Here is a 19377-nt window from a genome sequence, read left to right as displayed (position 1 = left end):
TTTCTTCACCGAAGAAAAACAATAGTGAAGATTAATTTAGTGCTGATTGAGCCTTTTGAACAATAGTTTTAAAGGCTTCTGGACTATCGTAGGCTATTTCAGCTAATATTTTTCTATCTAGCTTAATGCCACATTTTGTTAAACCATTAATAAATTTTGAATATGTTAAGCCCTCAGATCTAACACCTGCGTTAATCCTTTGAATCCATAATGATTTAAATTCTCTTTTTTTTGTTCTACGGTCTCTGTATGCATACTGCATGGCTTTTTCCATAGCTTGCTTTGCAACTCTTATTGTACTTTTTCTTCTTCCCCACTGACCTTTTACAGCTTTTAAAACTTTTTTATGTTTCGCATGACTTGTGACACCTCTTTTAACTCTTGCCATATTATCCTCTTAAACTGTAAGGCATATATGATTTAACTATTTTGCCATCCTGTTTTGACATAGCAGTTGTGCCTCTTAATTTTCTAATTTGTGAATTTGTTCTTTTAATCATGCCATGTCTTTTTCCAGCCTGAGCCATCATAACTTTACCTGTAGCAGAGATTTTAAATCTTTTTTTTGCTGAACTTTTTGTTTTTAATTTGGGCATAATTATGCGGTCTTATACAAATATTGTAATAGATTTACAACCTCTATTAAGGCCTATAAAGGCTGAATAACCATAATCATTTGCTTCCCATCAAATTTTGGGTGTAGCTCTACTTTGCCAATATCTTGCATATCAGCTTTTATCTTGTCCATTAATTCCCTGCCTAGATGTGAGTGCTGCAGCTCTCTACCTTTAAATCTTATTGTAAATTTTACTTTATCACCTTTGCCAATAAATTTTTTAGCATTTTTAACTTTAAAATCATAATCATGAGTTTCTGTAACAGGTCTCATTTTGATCTCTTTCAACAAAACAATTTTTTGTTTTTTCTTTGCAACGTTAGCTTTTTTTTGAGCATCATACTTAAATTTACCCATGTCGATAATTTTACATACAGGTGGTTTAGCATTTGGAGCTATCTCGATTAGATCTAAGCCTTGTTCTTTAGCCATTGAAATGGCCTCGTTAGTATTTATTATTCCAATATTTTCTCCCTCACTTCCAATTACTTGTACTTCTGGAGCCGTAATTCTATTATTAGACTTAGGTCCTTTATCTTTAGTTCTTCTTTGAAAATAATTTTGTTTAAAATCTGCCACTTAGTTTGAAGATGCTTTGTTTAAAGCTGAGAAAGTTTTTAAAAATAAGTTTAATTCCATATTTTCTTGTTTGTTAGTATCCAATCTTCTAATCGTTACTGAGTTACTGTCAACTTCTTTTTTACCACAAATCAATAAAAGTGGTATTTTTGATAAAGAATGTTCTCTAATTTTATAATTTAAATTATGATTTTTTAAATCAACTTCAGAGCTCATACCAGCTTCTCTAATTTTTTCATTTACTTCTTTTGCATAGTTATCAAACTCCTCCGAGATTGGAATTACAACAACTTGTAAAGGAGCTATCCAAAAAGGAAATTTTCCAGCATAATTTTCTATTAGAATTCCTATAAATCTTTCTAAAGAACCAAACAAAGCTCTATGTAACATCACAGGTATTTTTTTTGTTCCATCTTTATCAACAAAAGAAGCATCTAATCTTCCAGGTAAATTAAGATCAACCTGCAATGTTCCACATTGCCAATCTCTACCAATGGCATCTCTTAGAACAAATTCAATTTTTGGACCATAAAATGCTCCTTCACCTTTGTTAATCGTATATTCAAGTTTTGATGCTTTCACAGCATCTAATAAAGCTTTCTCTGCTTTGTCCCAAACATTGTCATCGCCAACTCTTAAATCAGGCCTATCTGAATATTTTAATATTACATTTTTAAATCCGAGATCTTTATAAATATCTAAAATTAAATTAGTAACTATTAAGCATTCTTCAGTAATTTGATCCTCAGTACAAAATATATGTGCATCATCCTGAGTAAAAGCTCTAACTCTTAATAGACCATGTAAGGCTCCTGAAGGTTCATATCTATGCACCTTTCCAAATTCTGAAATCCTTAATGGAAGATCTCTATAGCTTTTTAAACCTTGATTAAAAACCTGTACATGACCTGGGCAATTCATTGGTTTAATAGCAAATACTTTTTCATCTGGTGTCTCTGATGTATACATGTGCTCACCATACTTTTCCCAATGACCAGATTTTTCCCAAAGAGCTCTGTCTAAAACTTCTGGAGTATTTACTTCCTTATAACCAGCTTTCTCTTGTCTTCCCCTCATATAAGCGACTAATTTTTGAAATAATTTCCAACCTTTTTCATGCCAAAAAACTGCTCCTGGACTCTCTTCTCTAAAATGAAATAAGTCCATTTCCTTTCCTAGCTTTCGGTGATCTCTTTTTTCTGCTTCTTCTATTCTTTTTAAGTATTCATCTAAATCTTTTTGCGAAGCCCAACTTGTTCCATAAATTCTTTGTAACATTTCATTATTAGAGTCTCCTCTCCAGTAAGCTCCTGATACTTTAGTTAATTTAAAATATTTTCCAATTTTTCCTGTTGAAGGCAAATGTGGACCCCTACATAAATCATGCCAGTCACCATGAAAATATATAGAAACATCTTCTCCCTTTGGAATACTTTCAATAATTTCAGCTTTATACACCTCTCCAATCTCTTTAAAATGAGATATTGCTTTATCTCTATTCCAAACCTCTCTTGTTGTTGGAACATCTCTATCAACAATCTCTCTCATTTTATTTTCAATTTTTTTTAAATCTTCTTCTGTAAAAGGTTCTTTTCTGGAAAAATCATAATAAAAACCATTTTCAATGATTGGTCCTATGGTCACTTGTGTTCCTGGAAAAAGTTCCTGCACTGCCATTGCTGTTATATGAGCTGTATCATGCCTAATGGTTTCTAGGCCTTCTTTATCCTTGGATGTAAAAATTTTAATTGTACAATCTTTATCTATAACGTGACTTAAATCTTTAAGCTCATCATTTACACTAATTATGCTTGCTTGCTTAGATAAAGACTTACTAATCTTTTCTGCAACCTCAAGACCTGTTACTTTATTTGGAAAATCTAAAGTGTTTCCGTCTGGTAATGTAATTAATGGCATTTAATTTAATAATTTTTTGTATTCTGAATATGTAGAAAAACACATTTTTTCAACATTAAATTTCTTAATTATATTTTTTCTACCTTCTATACCAATAGATTTCAATCTAGATTCATCTAGTTGTAAAACTTCTACTATTTTTTCAGATAAGGATTCTGGATCACCAGATTTAAATAAAAAACCTGTTTTTTTATCTATGATTGTTTCATTAGATCCTCCAATATCACTCGCTATTATTGGCTTTTCCATTGATTGAGCCTCAACTGCAACCCTACCAAAGGCCTCTGGCTCTATAGAAGCTGAAACAACTAAACTAGATATTTTATATGCAAGCGGCATATTTTTACAATGTTCTATAAATTTTAATTGGCCTGTTAGTCTATGTTGCTCAGCTAATCTTTTTATTTTTTTTGTATAAATATCTCTTCCCTGGTCACTTCCAAGAATGACGGCATAAAATGAATCAAAGCCTAATTTTTTGTTAACAAGATTTAATGCTTCAATAAAAACCTCTTGTCCCTTCCATGAGGTTAAACGACCAGGCATTAATATTACTTTTTTACCTCTAGTTAATTCCCATTGAGAAATAAGTTTATTTTCCTGGTCTTCTAAAGTTGTAGAAGGATCAAAGTAATCTACATTAATTCCTCTAAATATTACTAAAAATTTTTTTTTAGCATTAAGATACTTTTTATAATTATAACTGATGTGTGAAAAAATAAAATTGGAACCTGCTATAATTAAATCTGATCTAACCATCACTGAATTGTAAAATTTTTTAATTGAATTATTAAAATTATATGTTCCATGAAATGTGGTAACAAATTTTCTTCTAGTTATTTTGGTTGCAATTAAGCATGAACATGCTGGTGCACGGCTTCTTGCATGCACTATCGAAATATTATTTAACAAAATAATAAAGATTAAAGCTATGGAATTAAAAATTATTAATAATGGATTCTTACTATGTACAGGAAGTTTAATTAATTTAACTTTTTTTTTATCTATGAATTTTAATAACTCTCCTCCACTAGTAACAATATAAGAAGTGCAATTATTTTCTGGTAGGTAATGTGCAAGATCATAACATCCTGTTTCTGCCCCACCATATCCAAGCTTTGGTATTACTTGTAAAACTTTTAATTTTGAGGACATTTGATAGAACTATATATTAAGAATGAATTCTAATAAACTGATATGAATAAATTTAAATATCTCAAAATTTCAAATAACAAACAAATAAGATATCTTACCAATAATTATAAGGAAAACTTATACATTGTTTTTCTACATGGTTTTATGTCAAATATTGAAGGTGAAAAACCAAATGCTATTTTTAAATATACCAAAAATAACAAACTGGGTTTTCTTGCACTTGAATACTCAGGTCATGGAAAATCAACTGGTAAATTTACAGATGGCAATATCAGCAAGTGGACTAGAGAAACAAAGATAGCTATAAAAAAAATTGTAGGTAAAAATCCATTTATCTTAGTAGGTTCAAGCATGGGTGCATGGCTTTCACTTAACCAATTTAAATTTTTTGGAAATCAAATTAAAGGTTTTTTAGGCATTGGTTCAGCTCCAGAATTTTTACAAAACCTAATGTGGAAAAAATTCTCCAAACCAATGAAAAAAGAAACAATTAAAAATGGAATTTATCATTTAAAACATGGCACTTATGAATATCCAATTACTTATCAGTTAATAAAAGATGGAAGAAAAAATAGAATTTTAAACAAAAAAATAAAATCTTTTATAAATGTTGTGATGATCCACGGAAGTAAAGATGAGGTTGTTCCAAAAGTATATTCAAAAAAAGTTTTAAAAATATTCACTAATGCAAAAAAAAAATTAGTAATAATTAAAGATGGTGATCACAGCCTTTCAACAAAAAAGGGACTGAAAAAAATAATTTTAGAACTTAATAAAATTGTCTCTAATATAGCTTAAGCCCTCTACATAACTTGGAAACTTTAATTTGTAATTAAAATAATTTTTAATTTTTTCATTGCTCACTTTTTTTGACTCTTTGTAAAAATTTTTTAACATTTCACTTTTTATTTCATCTACTTCAATTTTTTTTACGTTTTTAATTCCTAACAATTTTGCTGCATATAATATTATTTCCTCAGAAGATGAGGGTTTATCATCTGCTAGGTTATATATTTCTCCTGATTTTAATTTTAAAATTGAAGCAAATAAAAAGTTTGCGATATCTTCTACATGAATTCTTGAAAAATAGTGGTCTGTTTTATTAATTATATTTACTTCACCTGATTTTAATCGAGAAAGAGTATTTTTTTCATTAGAATAAATTCCTGACAACCTAAAGATTTGAATCGGCAATTTATTATTTTTAGCGAATGAGATCCAAGAATTCTCTGATTCAAGTCTTGCCAAACCCTTATCAGAAAATGGGTTTGTTTCACTACTTTCATTTACCCATTCTCCTTTATGATCGCCATAAACACTAGTTGAAGATAAATAAGTTATCCATTTTACTTTTGAACTTTTAATGAATTTAGAAAAATTTTTTAAAACTATATCTTCTTTATTAATTGGAGGTATAGAAATTAAGATATGAGTTGCTTGATTTAATTTAATTAATAAATCTCTATCAAATTTTTTATCATCAAAAAGATAATTATTATATTCAACACCATTTGAGGTTTTTTTGGATGATTCTGACCTAGAAGTTACTGATAAATTAAGCTTGTAGTTCTCTGTACTTAATTTTTTAATAAAAGTTTTTGCTACTTGGCCAAAACCAAAACAAAAAATATTTATTTCCTTCACTTTAACTTACTTCTTTTATAATGGGTTTTAAGCTTAAAGGGTTTTCAAGTTTATCAATCATTTCTTTTGGACAAATTTGAACAAAGTTAGAAATTTCTCGATCAAAATTTTCAATTATCTTTTTAGATAAATTTGAATTTGTCTCAATATGATGCTCTTTGACTAATCCTTTTAAATAATTAATCCAGTATTCTGTTTCTGGAGTTTGCCAAATTATACTTTCTGGATTAGCTTTTTTATCAAATTCATTATTAATATTATAAACGAAAGCCATGCCTCCCGTCATACCTGCCCCGAAGTTATCTCCAACATCACCTAAAACAACTACTGTTCCCCCTGTCATATATTCACATGCATTAGAATCGCAACCCTCAATAACTGATACTGAGCCTGAATTTCTAACAGCATACCTTTCTCCTGCTTGACCAGCTGCAAAAAGCTTACCTGAAGTTGCTCCATATAAAACCGTATTTCCAATTATTGTATTTTCATATGAAACAAGATTACTTTCATCTGGAAGTTTAACAACTATTGTTGCTCCTGAAAGTCCTTTACCAACATAATCATTTGCATCTCCTTTTAAAATGAGTTTCAGTCCTTTTATACCGAAGGCTCCAAAAGATTGTCCTGCTGTTCCCTTAAAATTTAATGTTAAAAAATTTGCCTCTAAAGCTTCTGATCCATATTTTTCATATAAGTGATTGGAAATTCTAGTTCCAACAGTTCTGTGTATATTTTTAATAATAAATTCTTTTTCTAAAACTTTTACTTTTCCTATCTTATCTTTTATTTCAGGTAAAATCTCTTGATCCAAAGTATCTGGAACTTCATTTATTTCTGGTGTTGTACAATATCTTGTATTATCTCCAGCATCTGTTTGAACAAAAAGTGGATTTAAATCTAAATCATCAAGATTGGGTGATGCTTTACTGATCTGACGCAATAAGTCAGTTCTCCCAATTACCTCATTTAAAGATTTAAACCCTAATTCAGCTAAAATTTCTCTTACCTCTTCTCCAATAAATTTAAATAAATTCACTACTTTATCAGGAGTGCCTGTAAATTTTTCTCTTAGTTTTTCATCCTGAGTACAAACTCCGACTGGGCATGTATTTGAATGACATTGTCTAACCATTATGCATCCCATTGCCACAAGTGCTGTAGTTGCTACTCCATACTCTTCTGCACCCATCATGGCTGCAATAACCACATCTCTTCCAGTTTTAATTCCCCCATCTGTTCTTAATGTAACTTTATGTCTTAAATTATTTAAAGTTAAAACCTGATTAGCTTCTGTCAATCCCATTTCCCAAGGTATGCCTACATATTTAACACTTGTTTGAGGCGTTGCACCTGTGCCACCATTGTGTCCTGAGATTAAAATTATATCGGCTTTAGCTTTTGCAACACCGGCTGCTATTGTTCCAATTCCTGAAGAGGCTACTAATTTTACTCCAACTCTTGCTTTGGGATTTGCTTGCTTTAAATCATAAATTAGCTGTGCTAAATCCTCTATTGAATAAATATCATGATGAGGGGGAGGTGATATTAATGTTACTCCAGGTGTTGAATGTCTTAATTTAGCTATCTCTTTTGTAACTTTAAATCCAGGTAATTGTCCTCCCTCTCCAGGCTTTGCTCCTTGTGCAATTTTAATTTCTATTTCATTACAGTTGTTTAAATATTTTAAAGTTACTCCAAATCTGGCTGATGCAATTTGTTTTACTCTTGAATTTGCACTATCTCCATTTTGCATTTTTACAAATCTTTTTTCATCTTCTCCACCTTCTCCACTACAAGATGCACCTTTAATTCTATTCATTCCTATAGCTAAAGTTTCATGAGCCTCTTTTGATAATGCTCCATGAGACATACTCCCACTTCCAAATCTAGTTAATATATTTTCAATTGGCTCAACTTCTGAGACTTGAATAGGTGATTTTAAATTTTTAGTTTTAAAACCAATTAAATCTCTAAGATGAATAGGTGGTAGGTTATAAATTCCTTCTGCATATTTTTTATATGCCTCATATGAATTAGATGAGACAGCACTTTGTAATAAATGTATTAGCTTTCCTTGATATTGATGCACTTCACCATTTTTTCTATACCTGTATATGCCGCCAATAGGTAATACAGAATCTGTGCTTTCAAAAGCTTCTTTATGAATTGTTCTTAATTTTTTTTCTATTCCAATTAAACCTATGCCTGAAATTTTTGATAGAACACCAGGAAAATATGCTGATGCCACTGTCCTACTTAAACCAACAGTCTCAAAATTACATCCCCCTCGATAAGAACTGATAACTGAAATTCCCATCTTCGACATAATCTTCAAGAGCCCATAATTTACTGATTGCACATATCTTTCTATGCATTCATCATATCCATACTTACCAAATAATTTTTTTTCAAATCTTTGGTATAGACTATCTAATGCTAGATATGGGTTAACTGTGGTAGCTCCTACTCCTATAAGAGTTGCAAATGAATGTGTATCTAGGGCCTCTCCTGTTTGAGCATTAATAGACACATAACCTCTTAATTTTTTTTTAATAAGATGTGTATTAACTGCTCCAACGCTTAAAAGCATTGGAATGGGCAACCTTTCATTTGAAATATTTTTATCACTTAGCACCAGTTGAGTTAGGCCCTGCCTAGCAGATATTTCAGACTCCCTTTGAATTCTTTCAATGGCACTATCTAGATTTTCATCTTTTGAAAAAGTACAGTCGATGGTTTTAGAATTTTGACCAAAAAAATTTATAAACTTATCTAATTGTGAATTAGATAAAATAGGACTGTCTAAAACATATATATTTTCTTTAATTAAGTTAGTAAAATCCAATATATTTCCAAGATTACCAAAACGAGTTTTTAAACTCATAACTTTATTTTCTCTAAGAGAGTCAATTGGTGGATTTGTTACTTGGCTAAAATTTTGTCTAAAAAAATGATAAAGAGGTCTATACCTATCAGACAATACCGCTAAAGGCGTATCATCACCCATTGAACCAATGGCCTCTTTGCCATCTTCGGCCATGGGATGTAGAATAAGCTCTAAATCCTCTAAACTATATCCAAAAGTATGCTGTCTTTTTCTAAGTTCGTCTCCTGAAAAGATAGATTTTTCATTCTTAATTGGAAATTTTTTATCTAAATCAATAATTTGATTATTAAAATGTTTAAATTCTTTAGCTAAATAATCTTTAATTTCTATATTGGTAAATACTTTACCTTTAGCAATTCTAACACCAATTATTTCACCAGGTCCTAATCTGCCCTTTTTAACTATTTTTTTCTCATCAATCTCAACCATTCCTGTTTCAGACCCGGCACACAATATTCTATCTTTAGTAATTGTATATCTCATTGGCCGTAAACCATTTCTATCGGTAGCTACTATGGCCCATTCATTGTCCGTTGCTGCGATTGCTGCAGGTCCATCCCATGGCTCCATTGTACTATTTAAGAAGTTAAATAATTGTAAATGATCCTTTGGAAGTGTTTTGCTTTTTTTAGACCAAGCATCAGGAATTAACATTAATTTCGCAAGTGGTGCTGATTGACCTGAAATATTTAATAATTCAAATACACTATCAAGAGAAGCTGAGTCTGATGACCCTGGTGGAATAACAGGCTTTAAGTTTTCCATATCATCAAATAATGGGCTATCCATTTCTTGCTCATGGACTTTCATCCAATTGAAGTTTCCTTTAAGTGTATTAATCTCACCATTATGAGCTATTGCTCTAAAAGGTTGAGCCAGATCCCAACTTGGTGCTGTGTTTGTAGAAAATCTTTGATGAAATATTGCAAATCTAGAAATAAATCTTTCATCTTTTAAATCTTCATAAAAGTCTGCAATTGATTCTGCTAAAAACATTCCTTTATAGATAATTGATTTTGAGCTTAACGAGCAAATGTAAAAATCTTTAATTGCATTTTTAATTGCTTCCTTTTCAATTTTTCTTCTAGTTTCATAAATTTTTCTCTCTAATTCTTTTTCAGTTAAATTTTTATCATTATGTTTAAATAAAACCTGCGTAATTTCTGGCCTAGTAAGATTTGCTTTTTCTCCTAGAACTTTTGGATTTACAGGTACTTGTCTCCATCCGTAGATACTAAAGTTACTTTTTGTTAATTCACTTTCAACGACTGTTCTTGCATTTTCTTGAGCTTCATAATTATTTCTTGGTAAAAATATCATTCCAACACAAATTTCAGATCCATCATGATCGTGGCCTGTGATTTCAATTTTTTCAGCAAAAAAATTAGATGGAATTTCTATATGTATCCCAGCTCCATCTCCTGTCTTGCCATCGGCATCGACTGCACCTCTGTGCCAAACAGCTTTTAAAGCATTAATTCCATATTCAACTACTTTTCTTGATTTTTTTCCTTCTGTGGAAGCAATTAAACCTACTCCACAAGCATCATGCTCCATCTCTTTAGAATAAACATGTCCTTCTTCAAGTATTTTGAGGTTTTTTTTATAATTTTTCACTAAGCAACCATTTTTTTTTTGATTTCTTTAGTTTCAAGAAATTTTTTTATGGATGCTGCAGCATCTCTTCCATCCTTGATTGCCCATACAACTAGAGAAGCTCCTCTTACTATATCTCCAGCAGCAAAAACACCTGGTAAACTAGTTTCCATTGTATCAAAATCAGTTTTTAATGTTCCCCATTTAGTAACTTGCAAATCATCTGAACCAAAAAGTTTGGGTAAGTCCTCTGGATCAAACCCCAAAGCTTTAATAACAATATCTCCTTTAATATTAAAATTTGAATCTTTTTGTATTTCTGGCTTTCTTCTTCCGCTATCGTCTGCTTCGCCAAGTTTAATTTTATTTACAACTAATTCTTCAACTTTATTCGTACCTAAAAATTCTTTTGGACTTGATAGCCAAACAAATTCAACACCTTCCTCCTCTGCATTAGCTACTTCTCTTGCTGATCCAGGCATGTTTTCTTTGTCTCTTCTATACAAACATTTTACTGATTTAGCTTTTTGTCTAATTGAAGTTCTTACACAATCCATTGCTGTATCCCCTCCACCAATTACAACAACATCTTTTCCTTCAGCATTTAAAGTTCCATTATCAAATAATTCTACCTCATCACCTAATCCTTTTTTATTTGAAGCTGTTAAAAATTCCATTGCAGGAAAAATATTTCCTAAATCATTTCCTGGTAATTCAATCTCACGAGCTTTATAAACACCAGTAGCAATTAATAATGCATCATGTTTTTTTCTTAGTTGATCTAAACTTGCATCTTTACCAACTTCAAAATTTTGGATAAAATTAATTCCACCTTCTTCTAATAATTTAGTTCGTCTTTCCACTACGAATTTTTCTAATTTAAAATTTGGTATACCATAAATCAATAATCCGCCTGCCCTATCATATCTGTCATAAACAGTAATCTGATAGCCTAGTTTACGAAGTTGTTCTGCCGCTGCTAAACCGGCTGGTCCTGCTCCTATAATTCCGACACTTTGATTTTTCTCATTGTTAACCTTTATCGGATTTACCCATCCTTGCTCCCATGCATTATCTGTTATATATTTTTCAATTGATCCAATAGTTACAGTGCCATGACCTGATTGCTCAATTACACAGTTTCCTTCACATAGTCTGTCTTGTGGACAAATTCTTCCACAAACTTCTGGCATATTATTTGTACTTTGAGATAGTTCATATGCTTCTTTTAATCTTCCTTCTGCTGTCAGTTTTAACCAATCTGGAATATTATTGCTTAATGGACAATGTACTTGGCAAAATGGAACCCCACATTGAGAGCATCTGCTTGATTGTTCACTAGCTTTTTCATTGATAAATTCTTTATAAATTTCATTAAAATCTTTTTTTCTATTATCAGCTTCTCTTTTAGGTGGTGTTTGTTGACCTATATCTACAAATTTTAGCATTTTATCTGACATACTTTTTATTCCAAAGTATATACTATATCACGATTTTCTTTTAAAAAAGACTAATAAGGTCATATATACTGACTTATAATTTTTATTATATATTGATTAACAAGCTTATTATACTTTTTGCATATCTAATATGTTTAAATCGAATTGTTTTATTTAAAGATTATTTAAGCTACGAAGCTTTTAATGCTCACAAATATAATTGAAATTATAATTTTATCTTTAATTCAAGGTGTATCAGAGTTTTTGCCAATTAGTTCTTCTGCACACTTAATTGTTGTTTCTACTTTATATGATTTTAAATCGAGCTCTTTGCTAATAGATGTAAGTTTACATCTTGGCTCCCTAATGGCAATTGTCTTTTTTTTTAGAAAAGAATTATTTAACATTAAACATAATCAAAAATTATTATTATTAATAGTTTTTGGGTCTATGCCACTAATAATAGTTGGTTATGTTTTATATAAAACAGGTCTAATTTATTTTTTAAGGGATATTAAAATAATTGCTTGGGCCACTTTAATATTTGGAATTATTTTATATTTTGCTGATAAATGTAAATTTGATAAAAAGATTTCTTCTAATCTTAATTTAAAAATAGTTTTATATATTGGTTGTTTTCAAATTTTAGCATTAATTCCAGGAGTGAGCAGGGCAGGAATTACAATGACAGCTTCAAGATTCTTAAGATTTAATAGGTTTGATTCTAGTAAAATTTCTTTTTTATTCGCTATACCTGCATTGGCTGGAGCAAGCGTTTTAAATTTAAAAGATATCATTGGACAAAGTTTTGAAATTAATTATCTAGTCTTTATAGCAATAACATTATCTTTTTTATTTTCTTATTTTACAGTAAAGTTTTTTTTAAAGTACATTAATAAATATTCTTTAAATATTTTTATAATTTATAGAGTTATAGTTGGAATAATTTTACTTTTAATAATTTATAATTAATTATTTTTTAACTATTGGGGCTAGTTGCGAAAATAAAACTCCAAATAAAATAAATAAACATCCAAAAAGATTATTGATGTCTAAAATTTGATCTAATAAAATCCATGCAGCTATTGTCGCAAAAACACCTTCAAGAGAAAAAATTATAGCTGATGGTGCAGGAGAAATATTTTTTTGTGCATAAATCTGTAAAACAAATGCAAGTCCACCTGATAAAATACCTGCATATAAAATTTGAAATTTTTCTTTTAAAATATTTGACCAAATAAAATCTTCAAAAAATAATCCTATAATTAAAGATAGAAACGCAACAATTAAAGTTTGTATTGCCCCAATCGTTAATGGTAAATTATAATTTTCTATAATCTTTCCGGTAAATATAATGTGTGTACTCCAGAAAAAAGCACCCAATATTACTAATGTGTCACCAATTCTGACTGTCGCACTATAAAAATTAGTTAATAAATATCCTCCTATTACACAAAGAATGACTGAGGGCCATATGCTCCAATGAATTGGTTTTTTGTATATTAAAAAAACTATAACTGGGACCAATGGTACATAAAAAATCGTAAAAAAAGCAGCATTTGCTACATCAGTATACATCAATGCCACTTGTTGAAGAGCTGAACCTAAAAATAATGAAAATCCTATTAATATTGCTAAATTGATAAATTGTTTTTTATCTTTTTTTAGAGATTTTGAAATATTTTTTCTTTCAAAAATAAAGGCTAAAGGTGTTACTGCTAAAAATCCAACAAAAAATCTTACTGCATTAAATGTAAAAGGACCAATATCATCCATTCCTGTATCTTGGGCAATAAAAGTTGTTCCCCATATCAATGTACAAAGTAATGCACTAAATAATGAGGCTGTTTTTGACATGAAAGTTTAGACGGCTAACTTGTAAGCAAAATTTTTACCCAGATTTTCTTTAAGGTCATTATTAAACCTGGCCGCTTCTGCTCCATCAATTATTCTATGATCATACGACAAAGAAATAGGAAGCATTGTTCTTGTTTTAAACTTACCATCAATAAAAACTTGTTTTTTTTGTGCCTTACCAACACCTAATATTGCAACTTCAGGAAAATTGATTATTGGAGTAAAAAATGAACCCCCAATACCTCCTAAGCTAGTAATAGTCATAGAACCACCAAAGAATTCTTTTTTATCTATTCTTAAATTTTTACATTGTTCACTAATTGTTTTTAACTCGTTACTTATTAAAGAAATATTTTTATTATCTGCATTTCTAATCTTTGGAACCATTAAACCATGAGTGGTGTCTACTGCAATGCCAATGTGAAAGTATTTTTTCATCGTTATTTTTCCATTCTCAATATCATCAATTGAAGAGTTAAAACTAGGAAATTTCTTTAATGATGCCACTAAAGCTTTTACAATAAATGCTAATGGAGTAATTTTTTTTCTCTCACCAGTATACATATCTGTAAGCGAAGCTCTAAAATCTTCCATCTCAGTTATATCTGCTTCATCATGATTGGTTACATGTGGTATCGTTGTCCAAGAATTTACTAAATAAGTAGAAGCTAGTTTTTTTACTCTTGGCATATCTTTAATTTCAACTTCACCAAAATCAGTATGAGAAAACTCGCTTATAATTTTTTTAGGCTGGGTTTTAATTTTTAGCTGATCACTATTAATGTTAGTTGCTATAAAATTTTTAACATCGTTCTCTATAACTCTTCCTTGCCTCTCACTGCCTACTATTTCATTAATATTAACACCAAGTTCTCTAGCAAATTTACGAACCTTCGGACTTGCAGAGGAAAGTTCGCCAATATTATTCTTAATTAAACTATGTACAGGATTTATTTGTTCAACTTTTTTTTCATTTTTTTGATTAACTGTAGGTTCTTCTTTGTTTGCAACTTCTTTTTCTAGAACTTTTTTTTCTTCTTTAGATTCTTCTAAGGTTAAAATTAAATCACCTTGTGAAACTTTGTCTCCTACTTTAATTTTAACTGACTTAATTTTACCATCAACAGAAGATGGTATTTCAACGCTAGATTTGTCACTTTCAATTGTAATTAACGGGTCATTTTTAGATAATGACTGACCGTTTGAAACTAATACCTCTATAACCTCAACATTTTTAAATTCGCCAATATTCGGTACTTTAATCTCTTTATCAGTCATCTTACAGTTTTGTAGGCATCGGCTTATTGCCATCAATATTATATTTTTTTATAGCTTCTTTTGCATATTTTGAAGCAATTAACTGTTCTTTTGCTAAGACACTTAATCCATAAGCAACTATATGTTCTTTATCTACTTCAAAAAATTTTCTTAAATTTTTTCTAGTATCACTTCTACCATATCCATCAGTTCCTAATGAGTAAAAGCTTTTATTTGTGTAAGGTCTAATTTGATCCGAATTCATTCGCATATAGTCTGATGCAGCCAAAATAGGACCCTCACTTTTACCTAAACATTTTTCAACAAATGAAACTTTTTGTTCCTTATCAGGATTTAACAAATTATATCTTTCAACATCCATTCCATCTTTTCTAAGTTCATTAAAGCTAGTAACGCTCCAAATTTCACTATCTATTTGGTATTCATTTTGGAGAATTTCAGCAGCAACCATCATCTCTCTTAAAATTGTACCAGAACCTAAAAGTTGTATTTTTGTTTTTTTATATTTTGTAAATTCTTTAATTTTATACATTCCTTTAAGAATTCCATCTTCACAATTTTTATCTTTTGGCATTTCTGGATGTGAATAATTCTCATTCATAGTTGTGATATAATAAAAAATATTCTCATTTTTCTCATGCATTCTTCTTAATCCTTCTCTAAAAATTACCGCTAATTCATAATGAAATGTTGGATCATATGTTACACAATTCGGTATTGTCGAGGCTATTAAGTGGCTATGACCATCTTGATGCTGTAATCCTTCACCTGCTAAGGTTGTTCTTCCTGCTGTTGCGCCAATTAAAAATCCTCTCGCCTGACTATCTCCAGCAGCCCATGCAAGATCACCTATTCTTTGAAAACCAAACATCGAATAAAAAATATAGATTGGTATCATTTCAATGTCATGATTTGTATATGCTGTAGCAGCAGCAATCCATGAAGACATTGCACCCGCCTCATTAATTCCCTCTTCTAATACCTGACCACTTTTATCTTCTCGGTAAGAACTCAATTGAGCTGAATCTTCTGGTTCATATTTTTGACCTTCATGAGCATATATCCCAATTTTTTGAAAAAAACCTTCCATTCCAAATGTACGTGCTTCATCAGGAATTATTGGAACTAATCTTGGCGAAACATTCTTGTCTCTTAATAAATTTGTGAACATTCTTACCATTGCCATGGTTGTTGACATTTCCTTTTCACCAGTTGACACTTTCATAAAATTAAAAATATCTTTTGGAGGTGCTTTAATTGGTTTTGCATAACTGGTTCTTTCTGGAAGGTATCCACCAAGACTTAGTCTTCTCTCTTTAATGTATTTAATCTCCAGAGACTTCTCATCTGGTTTGTAGTATTCAATATTTTTTACCTGTTCGTCTGTTAAAGGAACATCAAAACGATCTCTGTAATATAGCAAATCATCTACATCCAGTTTTTTTGTTTGGTGAGTAGTGTTAACACTTTCCCCTGTTTTGCCCATTCCATAGCCTTTAATCGTTTTCGCTATTATAACTGTTGGGCTACCTACATTTTTTGATGCTTTGTCATAAGCTGCATAAACTTTATGTGGATCATGACCTCCTCTATTAAGTCTCCAAATATCTTTATCAGATAAACTAGAAACCATTTCTTTAGTTTCAGGAAATTTTCCAAAAAATTTTTTCCTAACATAAGCACCATCACGAGCTTTCATTGCTTGATACTCACCATCAACAGTTTCATTCATAAGTTTAACTAAGTGACCAGTTTTATCGTTAGCAATTAAAGAATCCCAATATGAGCCCCAGATTACTTTTATTACATTCCATCCAGCGCCTCTAAAACTTCCCTCTAATTCTTGAATAATTTTTCCATTACCTCTTACTGGCCCATCTAATCTTTGAAGATTACAGTTTACTACAAAGATTAAGTTGTCTAATTTTTCCCTTGCTGCCAATCCTATAGCACCTAAAGATTCGGGCTCGTCCATTTCTCCATCACCAAGAAATGCCCAAACTTTTCTACCTTCATCTTTAATTAAACCCCGATTAATTAGATATTTCATATATCTTGCTTGGTAAATCGCAAGCATTGGTCCTAGACCCATTGAGACAGTTGGAAACTGCCAAAATTTTGGCATCAACCACGGATGTGGGTATGATGAAAGTCCACCTGGTTTTACTTCTTGCCTAAAGCGATCAAGCTGCTTTTCATTCAATCTACCTTCCAAAAATGCTCTAGCATACATGCCAGGTGCACTATGGCCTTGAAAATATATTAAGTCTCCACCAAATTTATTATTTTTTGCTCTCCAAAAATGATTCATTCCAACATCGTATAAAGTAGCTGCAGATGCGAAGGTACCTATATGTCCTCCCAATTCTGGAAATTTTTTATTTGCTCTAACAACCATTGCAGCTGCATTCCATCTAATTAATGATCTTATTCTTCTCTCTATATTTTGATCACCATTTGATTTACTTTCAGCTTCGGGTGGGATTGTATTAATATAAGGTGTATTTTGAGTGTAAGGAATATTGGCCCCTTTTTGATATGCTTTATTGATTAATTCTTTAATTAAAAAATGAGCTCTTTGATTTCCATCTTTTTCAACAACGGCAGATAAAGATTCTATCCAATCTTGAGTTTCTAAAGGATCAATATCATTTTCACTAATAACTTGAATTGAAGATTGTTTTTTTTTTTTAATTGGTTCTGGTGATAACGTTTTTTCTTTTTCAGTAACTAAAGTAGACTCCGCTTCTTTAATAATACTTTCAGTGTCTTTAGGTATAATCTTTTCAACTGGTGCATCATTTGTAGATTTAATATTAAGTATTAAATCTCCCTTGGATACTTTGTCACCAACTTTAACATTTAAAAATTCTACTTTTCCAGAAACTGTTGCTGGAATTTCAACACTAGATTTATCACTCTCTATAGTAATTATTGGATCATTAACTTTAATTTCATCTCCAACTTTTACTAAAAGTTCTATAATTTCAACTTTTTCAAAATCTCCAATATCTGGGACAAGCAGCTTTTCACTCATATATTAAAATGACTTATACACTGAATATAACCTAACATTGGTATTATTATATGGAAATAAATATGCTTTTTTGTAACAACTTTATTTAAAAAATTAATAAATCTTATCAATTTATATAAAAATAAAGTTTTAAGTTCTCTCAATGCACATAGCTATGCCCATTCCACCACCAATACATAGAGAGGCACAGCCCTTACTTTTGTTCTCTCTAATCATTTCATGAATTAAGGTTACCATTATTCTAGCTCCAGATGCACCAATTGGATGACCTAATGCGATTGCACCACCATTAACGTTAACAATTTTTTTTGGTATTTTAAGTTCCCTTATAACTGCAATACATTGTGCTGCAAAAGCCTCATTAATTTCAAATAAATCAATATCTTCAATATTCCAGCCAGCCTTTTTTAATGCCATATTAATAGCCTGAATTGGACCCAGTCCCATTAATGCTGGATCGACCCCACAAGTTGCCCAAGATGTTATCTTCACTAATGGTTCAATGCCTCGTAGTTCTGCTTCTTCTCTTGACATCAATACAGTTGCTGCTGCACCATCATTTATTCCTGATGAATTTCCTGCTGTGACTGTTCCATTATTTTTAAATACAGTTTTTAATTTTTTTAAATCTTCTATATTTAAATTATCTCTTGGATGTTCATCTTTCCACAGAATTAATTTATGATTATCAATATCAAATTCTAATTTGATTATTTCATTATCAAATTTATTTTTACTTATTGCTTTCTGAGTTTTTTCTTGAGAATTTAAAGCAAAAATATCTTGTTCATCCCTAGAAATTTTATATTTTTCAGCAACATTTTCAGCAGTAACTCCCATGTGATAATTGTTAAATGAGTCTATTAATCCATCTTTTAGCATTGTATCTAATAGTTTTTTTTCATCTAATCTTTTATCTTCTCTAAAGAATATAGAGTGAGGTGCCCTAGACATGTTTTCCTGACCACCTGCAATAATAATATTATTTTCTCCTAATTTGATTGATTGATATCCTGAAACTATTGCTCTTAATCCAGATCCACATACTTGATTAATAATATGGGCAGGTTTTGAAATTGGAACTCCAGCATAAATTGATGCCTGTCTTGCCGGATTTTGTCCAAGTCCAGCAGTAAGAACGTGACCCATGATTATCTCATCAATTTCGTTAGGTTTTAAATCTGATCTAATGATTGCCTCTTTAATAGTTGATGCACCTAATTTTTCAGCACTAATATCTTTTAGCGATCCCTTATATGAGCCTATTGGTGTTCTCAATGCAGCTGTAATCACCACATCGTTTGATTTTTTGGTCATTGCTAATACATCATAATATTTTATAAGTTAATTTACATTAAAAACTTTGATA

Annotated in this window: 14 protein-coding genes; 2 read left to right on the top strand and 12 right to left on the bottom strand. The window is 30.6% G+C overall.

Features of this window, described 5'->3' with window-relative positions; all coding sequences use genetic code 11:
- Positions 1 to 31: 31 nt before the first annotated feature.
- Genes rplT through AC5SL8_RS00150 form a run of 5 tightly spaced genes read right to left on the bottom strand, consistent with a single transcriptional unit; the run spans position 32 to position 4267 of the window.
- Positions 32 to 388, bottom strand: a complete 357-nt coding sequence (gene rplT / locus AC5SL8_RS00170; RefSeq protein ID WP_271516858.1) for a 50S ribosomal protein L20 — start codon at positions 386 to 388, stop codon at positions 32 to 34.
- A 1-nt stretch (position 389) separates the two neighbouring features.
- A complete protein-coding gene (gene rpmI, locus AC5SL8_RS00165; RefSeq protein WP_006997462.1) occupies positions 390 to 596 on the bottom strand; it encodes a 50S ribosomal protein L35 in 207 nt (68 codons plus the stop codon).
- Positions 597 to 649: 53 nt separating this feature from the next.
- Positions 650 to 1195, bottom strand: a complete 546-nt coding sequence (gene infC, locus AC5SL8_RS00160; RefSeq protein WP_494579937.1) for a translation initiation factor IF-3 — start codon at positions 1193 to 1195, stop codon at positions 650 to 652.
- Positions 1196 to 3112 (bottom strand): threonine--tRNA ligase, encoded by a 1917-nt coding sequence (thrS, locus tag AC5SL8_RS00155; protein ID WP_494579936.1) that lies wholly within the window; start codon positions 3110 to 3112, stop codon positions 1196 to 1198.
- Positions 3113 to 4267: a glycosyltransferase family 4 protein gene (locus AC5SL8_RS00150; protein WP_494579934.1), complete on the bottom strand. Its 1155-nt coding sequence runs from the start codon at positions 4265 to 4267 to the stop codon at positions 3113 to 3115.
- 42 nt (positions 4268 to 4309) lie between these two features.
- Between AC5SL8_RS00150 and AC5SL8_RS00145 the strand changes: the two genes are divergently transcribed.
- On the top strand, positions 4310 to 5065 hold the full coding sequence (locus AC5SL8_RS00145; RefSeq protein ID WP_494579933.1) for an alpha/beta hydrolase: 756 nt from the start codon (positions 4310 to 4312) through the stop codon (positions 5063 to 5065).
- On the opposite strand, the gene AC5SL8_RS00140 is transcribed toward AC5SL8_RS00145, so the two are convergent.
- The 3 genes from AC5SL8_RS00140 to AC5SL8_RS00130 are packed head-to-tail and all read right to left on the bottom strand — an operon-like array spanning position 5030 to position 11857.
- Positions 5030 to 5911 (bottom strand): NAD-dependent epimerase/dehydratase family protein, encoded by an 882-nt coding sequence (locus AC5SL8_RS00140; protein ID WP_494579931.1) that lies wholly within the window; start codon positions 5909 to 5911, stop codon positions 5030 to 5032. The two genes, AC5SL8_RS00145 and AC5SL8_RS00140, sit on opposite strands and share 36 nt — an antisense overlap.
- A gap of 1 nt (position 5912) precedes the next feature.
- The gene (gene gltB, locus AC5SL8_RS00135; RefSeq protein ID WP_494579929.1) at positions 5913 to 10418 is read right to left on the bottom strand and encodes a glutamate synthase large subunit; all 4506 of its coding nucleotides are present in this window, start codon (positions 10416 to 10418) and stop codon (positions 5913 to 5915) included.
- Positions 10418 to 11857, bottom strand: coding sequence for an NAD(P)-dependent oxidoreductase (locus AC5SL8_RS00130; protein WP_494579928.1), 1440 nt, complete (start codon positions 11855 to 11857; stop codon positions 10418 to 10420). Before AC5SL8_RS00130 ends, gltB begins: the two co-directional genes overlap by 1 nt.
- Before the next feature lie 183 nt (positions 11858 to 12040).
- Here AC5SL8_RS00130 and AC5SL8_RS00125 point away from each other — a divergent pair, with 183 nt between their 5' ends.
- Complete coding sequence (locus tag AC5SL8_RS00125) at positions 12041 to 12808, top strand: undecaprenyl-diphosphate phosphatase (protein ID WP_494579926.1); 768 nt, start codon at positions 12041 to 12043, stop codon at positions 12806 to 12808.
- Here AC5SL8_RS00125 and AC5SL8_RS00120 read toward each other — a convergent pair whose 3' ends face one another.
- The 4 genes from AC5SL8_RS00120 to AC5SL8_RS00105 form a co-directional block, all read right to left on the bottom strand.
- Complete coding sequence (locus AC5SL8_RS00120) at positions 12809 to 13693, bottom strand: DMT family transporter (RefSeq protein ID WP_494579925.1); 885 nt, start codon at positions 13691 to 13693, stop codon at positions 12809 to 12811.
- Positions 13694 to 13699: 6 nt separating this feature from the next.
- Positions 13700 to 14971 carry a 2-oxo acid dehydrogenase subunit E2 gene (locus tag AC5SL8_RS00115; RefSeq protein ID WP_494579923.1) on the bottom strand — a complete coding sequence of 424 codons (1272 nt, stop codon included), beginning with the start codon at positions 14969 to 14971 and terminating at the stop codon, positions 13700 to 13702.
- 1 nt (position 14972) lies between these two features.
- Positions 14973 to 18008, bottom strand: coding sequence for a pyruvate dehydrogenase (acetyl-transferring), homodimeric type (gene aceE, locus AC5SL8_RS00110; RefSeq protein WP_494579921.1), 3036 nt, complete (start codon positions 18006 to 18008; stop codon positions 14973 to 14975).
- Positions 18009 to 18137: 129 nt separating this feature from the next.
- Positions 18138 to 19325, bottom strand: a complete 1188-nt coding sequence (locus AC5SL8_RS00105) for an acetyl-CoA C-acetyltransferase (protein ID WP_494579919.1) — start codon at positions 19323 to 19325, stop codon at positions 18138 to 18140.
- Positions 19326 to 19377: the final 52 nt, after the last annotated feature.

The organism is Candidatus Pelagibacter sp. PS_41 (genome assembly GCF_059417725.1).
This window is presented reverse-complemented; position numbering and strand designations above follow the sequence as displayed.

Excerpts from the sequence above, each read along its gene's own strand:
- rplT (WP_271516858.1), bottom strand. The coding sequence starts at position 388 with ATGGCAAGAGTTAAAAGAGGTGTCACAAGTCATGCGAAACATAAAAAA.
- rpmI (WP_006997462.1), bottom strand. The coding sequence starts at position 596 with ATGCCCAAATTAAAAACAAAAAGTTCAGCAAAAAAAAGATTTAAAATC.
- thrS (WP_494579936.1), bottom strand. The coding sequence starts at position 3,112 with ATGCCATTAATTACATTACCAGACGGAAACACTTTAGATTTTCCAAAT.
- AC5SL8_RS00150 (WP_494579934.1), bottom strand. The coding sequence starts at position 4,267 with ATGTCCTCAAAATTAAAAGTTTTACAAGTAATACCAAAGCTTGGATAT.
- AC5SL8_RS00145 (WP_494579933.1), top strand. The coding sequence starts at position 4,310 with ATGAATAAATTTAAATATCTCAAAATTTCAAATAACAAACAAATAAGA.
- AC5SL8_RS00130 (WP_494579928.1), bottom strand. The coding sequence starts at position 11,857 with ATGTCAGATAAAATGCTAAAATTTGTAGATATAGGTCAACAAACACCA.
- AC5SL8_RS00125 (WP_494579926.1), top strand. The coding sequence starts at position 12,041 with ATGCTCACAAATATAATTGAAATTATAATTTTATCTTTAATTCAAGGT.
- AC5SL8_RS00120 (WP_494579925.1), bottom strand. The coding sequence starts at position 13,693 with ATGTCAAAAACAGCCTCATTATTTAGTGCATTACTTTGTACATTGATA.
- AC5SL8_RS00115 (WP_494579923.1), bottom strand. The coding sequence starts at position 14,971 with ATGACTGATAAAGAGATTAAAGTACCGAATATTGGCGAATTTAAAAAT.
- aceE (WP_494579921.1), bottom strand. The coding sequence starts at position 18,008 with ATGAGTGAAAAGCTGCTTGTCCCAGATATTGGAGATTTTGAAAAAGTT.
- AC5SL8_RS00105 (WP_494579919.1), bottom strand. The coding sequence starts at position 19,325 with ATGACCAAAAAATCAAACGATGTGGTGATTACAGCTGCATTGAGAACA.